This is a genomic window from Staphylococcus sp. EG-SA-10 (genome assembly GCF_017151945.1).
GTDB classification, from domain to species: Bacteria; Bacillota; Bacilli; order Staphylococcales; family Staphylococcaceae; genus Staphylococcus; species Staphylococcus aureus.
In genome coordinates this window covers 59,215-71,272 of the sequence record NZ_JACVZJ010000001.1, presented here as the reverse complement: position 1 = coordinate 71,272, position 12,058 = coordinate 59,215, and the positions used below count along the sequence as shown (strand labels likewise).

The 12,058-nt window shown below is 32.9% G+C and carries 10 protein-coding genes; 7 read left to right on the top strand and 3 right to left on the bottom strand.

The features are described from left to right. Nucleotides 1–323: 323 nt before the first annotated feature. From fdhF to IDG45_RS00425, 5 genes are all read left to right on the top strand, one after another. The gene (gene fdhF / locus IDG45_RS00445) at nt 324–3,278 is read left to right on the top strand and encodes a formate dehydrogenase subunit alpha (protein ID WP_001155293.1); all 2,955 of its coding nucleotides are present in this window, start codon (nt 324–326) and stop codon (nt 3,276–3,278) included. After that, entirely contained in the window at nt 3,278–3,751 is a 474-nt protein-coding gene (locus IDG45_RS00440) for a helical membrane plugin domain-containing protein (protein WP_000840814.1), read from the top strand. Before fdhF ends, IDG45_RS00440 begins: the two co-directional genes overlap by 1 nt. Before the next feature lie 294 nt (nt 3,752–4,045). Then, the gene (locus IDG45_RS00435) at nt 4,046–4,279 is read left to right on the top strand and encodes a hypothetical protein (protein ID WP_000921246.1); all 234 of its coding nucleotides are present in this window, start codon (nt 4,046–4,048) and stop codon (nt 4,277–4,279) included. Between the two features lie 21 nt (nt 4,280–4,300). After that, the gene (locus tag IDG45_RS00430) at nt 4,301–5,077 is read left to right on the top strand and encodes an N-acetylglucosaminidase (protein ID WP_000739219.1); all 777 of its coding nucleotides are present in this window, start codon (nt 4,301–4,303) and stop codon (nt 5,075–5,077) included. 310 nt (nt 5,078–5,387) lie between these two features. Then, nucleotides 5,388–6,512, top strand: coding sequence for an FAD-dependent monooxygenase (locus tag IDG45_RS00425; protein WP_000684159.1), 1,125 nt, complete (start codon nt 5,388–5,390; stop codon nt 6,510–6,512). A 91-nt stretch (nt 6,513–6,603) separates the two neighbouring features. Here IDG45_RS00425 and IDG45_RS00420 read toward each other — a convergent pair whose 3' ends face one another. The 3 genes from IDG45_RS00420 to IDG45_RS00410 all read right to left on the bottom strand — a co-directional run bounded on the left by IDG45_RS00420 (nt 6,604) and on the right by IDG45_RS00410 (nt 9,062). Then, nucleotides 6,604–7,557 (bottom strand): 2-hydroxyacid dehydrogenase family protein, encoded by a 954-nt coding sequence (locus IDG45_RS00420; protein ID WP_000417013.1) that lies wholly within the window; start codon nt 7,555–7,557, stop codon nt 6,604–6,606. A gap of 360 nt (nt 7,558–7,917) precedes the next feature. Then, complete coding sequence (locus IDG45_RS00415) at nt 7,918–8,403, bottom strand: CHAP domain-containing protein (RefSeq protein WP_000737708.1); 486 nt, start codon at nt 8,401–8,403, stop codon at nt 7,918–7,920. 236 nt (nt 8,404–8,639) lie between these two features. Next, nucleotides 8,640–9,062: a DUF4870 domain-containing protein gene (locus IDG45_RS00410; protein ID WP_000206112.1), complete on the bottom strand. Its 423-nt coding sequence runs from the start codon at nt 9,060–9,062 to the stop codon at nt 8,640–8,642. A gap of 247 nt (nt 9,063–9,309) precedes the next feature. Between IDG45_RS00410 and IDG45_RS00405 the strand changes: the two genes are divergently transcribed. Further along, nucleotides 9,310–10,392 carry an NAD/NADP-dependent octopine/nopaline dehydrogenase family protein gene (locus tag IDG45_RS00405; RefSeq protein WP_000684565.1) on the top strand — a complete coding sequence of 361 codons (1,083 nt, stop codon included), beginning with the start codon at nt 9,310–9,312 and terminating at the stop codon, nt 10,390–10,392. 94 nt (nt 10,393–10,486) lie between these two features. Beyond that, entirely contained in the window at nt 10,487–11,887 is a 1,401-nt protein-coding gene (gene nhaC, locus IDG45_RS00400) for a Na+/H+ antiporter NhaC (protein WP_000989007.1), read from the top strand. Nucleotides 11,888–12,058: the final 171 nt, after the last annotated feature.

Genomic DNA, 12,058 nt, shown 5'->3' with positions numbered 1-12,058 from the left:
TTTAGGTGAGGTGATTATTAAGTATTGTCATTAATAAGGTTGTGAAAGAAATGGCAAAAAAGCGTGAAACAGATAATTGGAAAGCTAATAATGATAATTATTTTCAATTAAACAAAAAGATGATTTAATTTCGAGCAAAATATTTCAAATAAAAATGATTGCAAAAATAAAAAATACAAAAATACGCTTAACATTATACACTTAAAGTAATACAATTATATTGATTCTATCTGAAAGATGTGTGGGGCATCTTTATTTTAGGTGGAAATTAGGCAATTTATTAAAAGTCATTTACGGAAAAATATATAGATGGGGTGAATAGTATGCAAGAACATTTGGTGGTCACGCTTGATGGTAAAGATTATCTTGTAGAACCAGGTACGAATTTACTTGAATTTATTAAATCACAAGATACTTTTGTACCTTCAATTTGTTATAACGAGTCGATGGGACCAATTCAAACATGTGATACATGTACTGTTGAGATTGACGGTAAAATTGAACGTTCATGTAGTACGGTGATTGATCGTCCAATGACTGTAAATACTGTGAACAATGATGTGAAATATGCTCAAAAAGAAGCGCTTGATCGAATTTTAGAAAAGCATATGCTGTATTGTACAGTATGTGATTATAATAATGGTGATTGTGAAATTCATAATACGATGGATGCATGGGGGCTTCAGCATCAAACGTATGAATATAAAGAGAAGCCATACGAAAAAGATTATGGCCCATTTTATCGCTATGATCCAAATCAATGTATCTTATGTGGCCGTTGTGTAGAAGCATGTCAAGATATTGAAGTAAATGAAACAATTAGAATTGATTGGGATCGTGAGCATCCACGTGTCATTTGGGATAATGATGTACCGATTAATGAATCGTCATGTGTATCTTGTGGTCAATGCGCAACTGTATGCCCATGTAATGCGATGATGGAAGTTAACATGGAAGGTAATGCGGGTTATATGACTGATACGGAACCTGGTTCATTAGCGGCAATGATTGATTTAACTAAAAAAGCAGAACCTGGTTATGGTCCACTATTTGCAATCTCAGATTCAGAAGCAGAAATGCGTAAAGAGCGTATTAAGAAAACTAAAACAGTGTGTACATATTGTGGTGTGGGCTGTTCATTTGAAGTTTGGACTAAAGATAGAGAAATTTTAAAAGTACAACCATCACATGATTCTCCAGCAAATAAAATTGCGACTTGTGTTAAAGGTAAATTTTCATGGGGACATATTAATTCAGATCAACGCTTAACGAAACCATTAGTAAGGAAAAATGGTGAGTTCCATGAAGTAGAATGGGATGAAGCATTAAATGTCATTGCAGATAATTTTACATCTATTAAAGAAAAGTATGGCCCAGATGCACTATCATTCATTTCTTCTTCTAAAGCGACAAATGAAGAATCGTATTTAATGCAAAAATTAGCAAGACAAGTTATTGGCACTAATAACGTTGATAACTGTTCAAGATATTGCCAAGCACCTGCAACAAAAGGCTTATTTAGAACGGTTGGACACGGCGGTGACTCAGGTAGTATTGAAGATTTAGAAAAAGCAGCAATGTCTGTATTGATTGGTACGAATACAGCCGAAGCACATCCGGTTATTGCATCACGCATGAAGCGTGCTCAAAAATTATTTGGACAAAAAACACATGTGTTTGATATTAGAAAACATGAAATGGCTGAACGCGCAGATCGTTTTTATCAACCGAAACCAGGTACAGATTTGGCTTGGTTAAGCGCAGTGACGAAATATATCATTGATCATGACTTACACGATAAAGCCTTTATCGAAGAGTGGGTTGAAGATTTTGATGAATATTACAAGTCATTAGAAACATTTACAATGGCATTCGCTGAAGAGGCTACTGGTATTCCAGAAGCAGAGTTGATTAAGTTCGCTGAAGAATGTGCCAAAGCAGAGTCCGTTGTCATTTGTTGGGCAATGGGTATCACACAACAAGACATTGGAAGTGATTCAAGTACAGCAATTTCAAACTTATTATTAGTTACTGGAAATTATCGTCGACCTGGTACAGGTGCGTATCCATTACGTGGACATAATAATGTTCAAGGTTGTAGTGATATGGGTAGTATGCCTGATAAAATTACTGGTTATCAAAGTATTGAAGCGGACGATATTCGCGCTAAATTCGAAAAAGAATATGGCGTTAAATTGAATCCTAAAGTTGGTAAAGATAATCATGAAATGGTTGAAGGTGTCCATGATGGGGAAATTCATTCATTATATCTATATGGAGAAGATACTGGTATTGTAGATTCAAATATTAATTTTGTACAAGCTGCTTTTGAAAAATTAGATTTCATGGTAGTCCAAGATGAATTTTTAACATTTACAGCTACATTTGCAGATGTTGTCTTACCAGCAAGTCCTTCATTAGAAAAAGATGGTACTTTTACGAATACTGAGCGACGTATTCAACGTTTATACCAAGCATTGAAACCATTAGGTGATTCTAAACCTGACTGGAAAATATTCCAAGCAATTGCTAATAAATTAGGTTTCGATTGGAATTACAAACATCCAAGCGAAATTATGGATGAAATTGCTAGACTAACACCATTATATGCTGGCGTAAGCTACGAACGTTTAGAAGGATTTAATAGTTTACAATGGCCTGTGCATCCAGATGGTACAGATGAACCAATACTTTATTTAGAAGGATTTAATTTCGATAATGGTAAAGCAAAATTATTCCCATTATCATTTGATAATTACTTTAAGCAAGATGAAGTTTATGATATTCATGTAAACAATGGTCGATTGTTAGAGCACTTCCATGAAGGTAATATGACTTATCAAACACCAATGATTAAATACAAAGTGCCGCGTGCATTTGTTGAAATTTCTCCAGAACTTGCTGAAGATAGAGGCATTCATGAAGGTGCAGAAGTTAAGTTGATATCTGAAACAGGAGAAGCGGTATTACAAGTTCATGTGACAGATCGTGTTAAAGGTAAAGAAATCTATATTCCATTAAATAATGATGCGATGGAAAATGGAGATCTAGGTGCAATTAACCTATTAACTAATAGTGATGTTGATCAATACACGGATACACCATCATATAAACGTACAAGCTGTCGTTTGGAAGTAATTACGAAACGTGGTAAGTCACCGTTGAACCCTAATAATTTCCGTGTCAATAAAAAACGTCATCCGCAGTACAGTGTTCAAGTACAGAAAAAATGGGAACGTCCAGATTATGTTTTCCCAGGAAATCAGGTGGATAAATAATGGCTGAGAGAATATCTTCTAAAATTAGACGCTTAGAAAAATCAGAAGAACAAATTAAGTTAGAAAGTTTAAATGAAGTTACAGAGGCAATTGCAGCGAATAAAGATAGTATATTAAAAGCAATCAAACTTATTAAAGTGTTAGATGATGCTAAAATATTAGATGCTTTAAATGGCGCAGTTAGAGGACGTCAAGTGATTATTAATAAATTTGCTGTTGAGCTCAACAAAGATATCTATACTGGTCTGCTCACAAATATGGCTTCAATGGTATTTTTATTAGGTGAATTAAATGTATCAGATTTAAGTGACTTCCTTAATAAAGTTAATAAAGGATTACATGTTGCAAATCAAGCGAGTCCTAATGCGAAGACATCTGTAAGAAGTCTGTTAGGCGTTTTAAAAGATGACGACATGAACCGTAGTTTAACATATATGCTTAATATGCTAAAAGGTATGTCTCGAGAAGCTTAATATGGGTCTATAATAAATCGGATTGATGTAAAAGTTTTTTACTTTTCATCTTTCCGATTTTTTTGTCTTTGAATATAACAGTGTTCTTGCATGTTGGTGTAGGGTCACTGTTTTAAGTTATATTGAAATATTATTTGTATCCGAGTCTTCATCAAACTTTAAACAATATTTTTGAGAATCGAGAAAATCATGTGCTATTGATAATCAACCATCGACAGGGCTATGAAACATCATGTATTATTATGATTATGTAAGTTATTTAAATAAAAAGGGTGAGTGCATATTAATTCGAGAATGTTAAAAACGTCAGCTGTAATTTCTAATACATTATTAGTCATAGGTTTAGTCTGTCTATTTATGATGAAATTAGTGTTAGCTATTACTTTTTTTGCTGTTTCATTATCAATTAGTCTAGTTGTCTTTAATATGATGTTCAGAGATAGAACAACGATGAAAGTAATCGTTAACGCTTCTTTTTTAATCGTAATATTAGCGATTGTAGTGGCATATTTTTTATTGTCTAAGTAAGAAAAATGAGGTTTTGTCTATATGAAGAAGAATTTCAAGTTACGTATTTCAACGCTACTATTGATAGTTATTTTAGTTGTTTTTGCTGTATTACTCATAGTGAATGAAACTAAATTGTTTAAAAATGATGTGAATTACTCTTTTGATGAGGCTGTTTCAATGCAACAAGGGAAAGGTATTGTACAGACAAAAGAAGAGGATGGTAAATTTGTTGAAGCAAATAATGATGAAATTGCTAAAGCAATGACTATTTCACATAAAGACAATGATATGAAGTATATGGATATCACAGAAAAAGTGCCAATGTCGGAATCTGAAGTTAACCAATTGCTAAAAGGTAAGGGGATTTTAGAAAATCGAAGGAAAGTTTTTCTAGAAGCTCAAGAAAAATATGAGGTTAATGTCATTTATCTTGTTAGCCATGCATTAGTAGAAACAGGTAACGGCAAATCAGAATTAGCAAAAGGCATTAAAGATGGAAAAAAACGCTATTACAACTTTTTTGGTATAGGAGCATTCGATAGTAATGCTGTTCGTAGTGGGAAAAGTTATGCTGAAAAGGAACAATGGACATCACCAGATAAGGCGATACTTGGTGGTGCAAAGTTCATTCGTAATGAATATTTTGAAAACAATCAACTGAATTTATATCAAATGCGATGGAATCCAGAAAATCCTGCGCAACATCAATATGCGAGTGACATTCGCTGGGCAGATAAAATTGCCAAATTAATGGATAAATCCTATAAGCAGTTTGGTATAAAGAAAGATGATATTAGACAAACATATTATAAATAAGACATCGGTGCTTAAAGGGGCTGGAACAATTTATTGTTTCGAGCTCCTTTAGCGCATTCTGAGTGTGTTAGTTAAATGGATTTTAACCTAACAAAAAACGCTATATAGCATCAAATATGCTATATCCCACATCATTGTTGCAAATGTACATTATGTAAATGAATATTGCTGTCTAAATGTGCATGTAATATACAATGGTGCAGATAATACACTTAAGTCTTTAAAAATGAAACGTTAGTTCCAAGAGTCATTTTTAAACAATAGTGCATGTGATAAAATAGAAAAGAATGAAAAATATAGAGGTGACAATATGAAGATAGCAATTATAGGTGCAGGCATCGGTGGATTAACAGCTGCTGCATTATTACAAGAACAAGGTCATACTATTAAAGTCTTCGAAAAAAATGAGTCAGTTAAAGAAATTGGCGCTGGGATTGGTATCGGAGATAATGTGCTAAAAAAACTAGGTAATCATGACTTAGCTAAAGGTATTAAAAATGCTGGGCAAATCTTATCTACAATGACAGTGTTAGATGACAAAGATCGCCCGTTAACTACTGTTAAATTAAAAAGTAATACATTGAATGTGACGTTACCACGCCAAACATTAATTGACATTATTAAATCTTATGTAAAAGATGATTCAATATTTACAAATTATGAAGTCACGCATATAGATAATGAGACAGATAAAGTTACCATACATTTCGCGGAACATGAGAGTGAAGCATTTGATTTATGTATTGGTGCTGATGGAATTCATTCTAAAGTGAGACAATCTGTAAATGCTGACAGTAAAGTATTATATCAAGGGTATACATGCTTTAGAGGTTTAATTGATGATATTGATTTAAAGCATCCAGATTGTGCAAAAGAATACTGGGGAAGAAAAGGAAGAGTAGGTATTGTTCCGTTATTAAATAATCAAGCATATTGGTTCATTACAATTAACTCGAAGGAAAACAATCATAAATATAGTTCGTTTGGTAAACCTCATTTGCAAGCATACTTTAATCACTATCCAAATGAAGTTAGAGAGATCTTAGACAAACAAAGTGAAACAGGTATCATATTGCATAATATTTATGATTTGAAACCACTCAAATCTTTTGTTTATGGTCGTACTATTTTACTAGGAGATGCAGCACATGCGACAACGCCTAATATGGGGCAAGGTGCTGGACAAGCAATGGAAGATGCTATCGTATTAGTAAATTGTTTTAACGCATACGACTTTGAAAAAGCATTACAGCGTTATGATAAAATACGTGTTAAACATACTGCAAAAGTAATTAAGCGTTCTAGAAAAATCGGTAAAATTGCCCAATATCGTAGTCGTTTAGTTGTTGCAGTTAGAAACCGTATTATGAAAATGATGCCAAATGCATTAGCAGCTGGACAGACTAAATTCTTATATAAATCGAAAGAAAAGTAATACAACAATATGAAAACCCCCGTATGTTGAAATGAGAGCTCAACATATGGGGGTTCTTGTTTTTATAATGTCATTATAATAAATTCAATTATTAGTTAACGACAAATTGTGGTTTCTCACCTTGAACGGCACTAATTGCAGCATTAGCAACAATTTTAGACATCATGTTACGTGCTTCAAATGTAGCATTACCAATATGTGGTGTTAATACTACATTATTAAGTGATTTTAAGTCATCGGTAATATCTGGTTCAAATTCATACACATCAAGTGCAGCACCTTCAATTTCATTATCTTTCAATGCTTTTACTAATGCTTGTTCGTGCACGATTGGACCACGAGAGGCATTGATTAAATACGCCGTAGATTTCATCATTTTAAATTGTTCTGTATCAATCAAATGATGCATTTTAGGATTATAAGCAGCGTTGATAGTGATAAAATCTGCATTCTTTAATAGTGTATCTAAATCTACATATTTTGCACCGATTTCTCGTTCTTTTTCTTCTTTACGATTAGGTCCTGTGTATAGTACATCCATGTCAAATGCTCTTGCACGACGCGCTACTGCACTACCAATTTCACCTAAACCGATAATGCCGATTGTTTTCCCAGATACTTCTCTACCTCTGAAAAATAAAGGTGCCCATCCGTCAAATCCAGTGGTACGTGATAATTGGTCGCCTTCAACAATACGACGCGCTACTGCAAGTACTAATCCAATTGTTAAATCAGCAGTCGCGTTTGTTGATGCTTTAGGTGTGTTTGTAACATCTATACTTTTTTCTCGGGCATACTCGATATCAATATTATTAAAACCAGCGCCATAGTTGGCAATGATTTTTAAGTCTTTACCAGCATCGATAACATCTTTATCAACGTTTGTAGATAATAAACTAATTAAGGCAGTCGCGTTTTTAACACCTTTAATTAAAGTGTCTTTATCGACTAATCCTTTACCTTCATACATTTCAACTTCAAAATGTTCTTGTAAAAGTTTTAAACCTACTTCTGGTATTGCACCAGCAACATAAACTTTTTCCATAAAAGATCACTCCTTTTATCTTAGTATAGTAGAAGATTAGACAGTATACAACTATGTCATGATGTCTTGTGTATCAATGATGTAAGCGTGTACTTTTGATGGAGGTGATATAACTTAGGCACTGTAGAACTATGAATATTGTAATGTGGAAAAACTGGATCAATTAAATTAGATAACGTAGTTTTAAAGTTAATAGTATTGAAAAAATTAATATTATGAATATGGGAGTAAATATAAATAAGTAGGTGGCAACGAAAAATAGCAAAAAAAGAGCTTCTCCTATAAAGGAAAGCTCAAAGTTTTTTGACGACATATGTACTAGAATTAAGTTTCAAGACAATATGTATCATCGTGTTTATATTAAATATGGATGTAGTTGTAGTTACCTGCTTCACTTGCAGAAATAGTTCTAGAACTTACTGAGAAAGGTCCGCCACTATAATTCATTTCTGAAATTGTAACTGAACCATCACTGTTTACACTTTCTACATATGCAACGTGACCAAATGGTCCTTCAGAAGATTGTAGGATAGCGCCTTTAGAAGGTGTATGGTTTACTGTGAATCCAGCACCTTGTGCAGCAGCAGCCCAATTATTGGCATTTCCCCAAGTAGAACCGATTTCTCCGCCTACTTTATCATATACATACCAAGTACATTGTCCTGCAGTGTATAAGTTACCAGAATGTGAAATTGATGATGTAGTCGTCGTAGTTGTTGTAGTCGTGTTGTAGTTATAGTTGTTGTAATTTGTATAATTTTCAGCAGCATCTGCATGATGTGCTTGACCTACTAATGCTGTACCGATTCCTGCTGTTAACGTAGTTGCTGTTACTAATTTTTTCATGAATAAAGTCCTCCAAAGTTCTATATCTTTTTTTATAAATAAAACGTAGCGACTGTTTTATTCTCACATCTCGAATTGATGACAATAGTTACTTTAACAAAATTAATGCTTCTTGTGGGGAATGTTATTGATTTGTAAAAGAATAAAAAAACTTTGACTAATTTTGTAATAAAAATTAGTCAAAGTTACAATGAGATTAACAGATAATTAATAGGAAATATTTATTTGTAATATGTTTAAATAAATCGAATTGTTAAAGGTATTACATATTCCTGACCATTATAATATTTGACACACGCAATAATTGTGAATACAAAAGATAATATTGAGAAAGCGAATATGGATAAAATACCGATAAATGTAATGATGAAACCTATAATGATAATGAAATTAATATCGGTAGCAATTAGGAAAACGCCTATTAAAGTGATAACGACTAAAACGATAGACCAAATAATATATGAAATCGTATAGTTAAGATAATTTTTTCCAGCACGATCAACTAGTTTCGATTCATCTTTTTTCAATAACCATATAATCAGTGGCCCAATAATAGATGTGAATAAACTTAATAAATAGATAAGCATCGCCATAATGTTCTCATCATTGGATTTGCGATTTGGTTGATGATTTGTTACGTCGTTCATTTCAGTTGTCATATTAGACACTCCTTTGAAAATTGTAATATTATCTTTAACTATAACAAAATATAATCAAAAATAAACATGTTTATTAAACAATTATTAAAAATAAAAATAATTGGTGGACGTCGGCGTTTAAATAGGTTAATTTAAGGTTATATATACTTAACATTTATAATGATGCGTAATGAATTCGCATCATTTTTATATTGTCTTACGTATAATTTGTTTTTAATTTTAACCAAAGATAGAAAGAGGGTTGTTTATGAAAATAGCAATTGTAGGATCAGGAAATGGCGCAGTTACGGCAGCAGTAGATATGGTGAGCAAAGGCCACGATGTTAAATTATATTGTCGTAATCAATCTATAAGTAAGTTTCAAAATGCAATCGAAAAGGGCGGATTTGATTTTAATAATGAAGGTGATGAACGTTTCGTAAAATTCACTGATATTAGTGATGATATGGAATATGTTTTAAAAGATGCTGAAATTGTTCAAGTGATTATTCCATCTTCATACATAGAGTATTATGCTGATGTAATGGCAGAGCATGTAACTGATAATCAGTTGATATTCTTCAACATAGCTGCAGCAATGGGGTCAATTCGTTTTATGAATGTTTTAGAAGATAGACATATTGAAACAAAACCACAATTAGCGGAAGCTAATACGTTGACGTATGGTACGCGTGTCGATTTTGAAAATGCAGCAGTTGATTTATCTCTAAATGTACGTCGTATCTTCTTTTCAACATATGATAGAAGCTGTCTAAATGATTGTTATGACAAAGTTTCAAGTATTTATGATCATTTAGTAAAAGAGGAAAGCTTAATTAAAACAAATCTTGAAAATGGTAATCCTGAAGTGCATCCAGGACCAACATTATTGAATGTCGGTCGCATTGATTATGCTGGTGAGTTCGCTTTATATAAAGAAGGAATTACTAAACATACAGTTAGATTACTTCATGCAATCGAATTAGAACGTTTAAATTTAGGCCGTAGATTAGGTTTTGAATTATCAACAGCTAAAGAATCACGTATTGAACGTGGTTATTTAGAACGTGATAAAGAAGATGAACCATTAAATCGTTTGTTTAATACAAGCCCAGTATTTTCACAAATTCCAGGACCAAATCATGTAGAAAGCAGATATTTAACTGAAGATATTGCATATGGTTTAGTATTATGGTCAAGCTTAGGTCGTGTTATTGATGTACCGACACCAAATATAGATGCAGTAATTGTAATTGCATCAACCATTTTAGAGAGAGACTTCTTTGAGGAAGGCTTAACAGTTGAAGAAATTGGTTTAGATAAGCTTGATTTAGAAAAATATTTAAAATAAATGATGGCTTGAAGATAGAAAAGGATATAGCATTATGCAAAAGCAATAAATTGAAGAAAAGAGGTTTCTCATCAATAAGCGAAGGGGACGATAGATGATGACAAGAAAACCAACCTTTTTAGAATCAATTTCGACAATGATTGTAATGGTTATTGTTGTTGTAACAGGCTTTGTGTTTTTTGATATTCCAATTCAAGTATTATTAATTATTGCCTCAGCATATGCCACATGGATTGCAAAACGTGTAGGCTTAACATGGCAAGATTTAGAAAAAGGCATTGCAGAACGTTTAAATACTGCAATGCCTGCAATTTTAATTATACTAGCGGTAGGAATTATAGTAGGCAGTTGGATGTTTTCTGGCACAGTGCCAGCCTTGATTTATTATGGCTTAGATTTATTGAATCCAAGCTATTTTTTAATATCAGCCTTTTTTATAAGTGCTGTTACATCTGTAGCAACTGGTACAGCATGGGGCTCTGCATCAACTGCAGGGATTGCACTTATTTCTATTGGTAATCAATTGGGGATTCCTCCAGGGATGGCAGCGGGTGCTATTATAGCAGGGGCTGTGTTTGGCGATAAAATGTCACCATTATCAGATACAACTAATTTAGCGGCGCTTGTTACTAAAGTTAATATATTTAAACATATACATTCGATGATGTGGACGACGATACCTGCGTCAATCATAGGTTTATTAGTATGGTTTATTGCTGGATTTCAATTTAAAGGGCATTCAAATGATAAACAGATTCAAACTTTGTTATCAGAGCTTGCACAGATTTATCAAATTAACATATGGGTCTGGGTTCCCTTAATTGTGATCATTGTTTGTTTGCTATTTAAAATGGCTACAGTGCCAGCTATGCTAATATCAAGCTTTTCTGCCATTATAGTGGGGACTTTTAATCATCATTTCAAAATGACAGATGGTTTCAAAGCAACATTTAGTGGTTTTAACGACTCAATGATACATCAGTCTCATATTTCATCCAGTGTGAAAAGCTTGTTAGAACAGGGTGGTATGATGAGTATGACCCAAATACTAGTAACGATATTTTGCGGATATGCATTTGCAGGTATTGTAGAAAAAGCAGGATGTTTAGAAGTCTTATTAACTACTATTTCTAAAGGCATCCATTCTGTAGGAAGTTTAATATGTATTACTGTTATTTGTTGTATTGCGTTTGTATTCGCTGCAGGTGTTGCTTCGATTGTAATTATTATGGTCGGTGTGTTAATGAAAGATTTGTTCGAAAAATACCAAGTCTCTCGTTCCGTTTTATCAAGAACACTTGAAGACTCAAGTACGATGGTCTTACCTTTAATACCATGGGGAACATCGGGTATTTACTATACGAATCAACTTCATGTCTCTGTTGGAGAATTTTTCATATGGACAGTACCATGTTATTTATGCGCAATTATAGCAATTATCTATGGTTTTACAGGGATAGGTATTAAAAAGTCATCGAATTCACGTTTAACTTAATGTGAGCGTGGAATATATATAATATGTTGAAACACTTTAATCATTTATAATTGTAGCGGTTATAATTTGAAAATGTTTTAACTTAGAATAAATATCCTCTATACATATACTGAATATGTTTTGTAGCGGAACATGTTAATATATGTAATGTAAGTTTTATGTCATGATTTT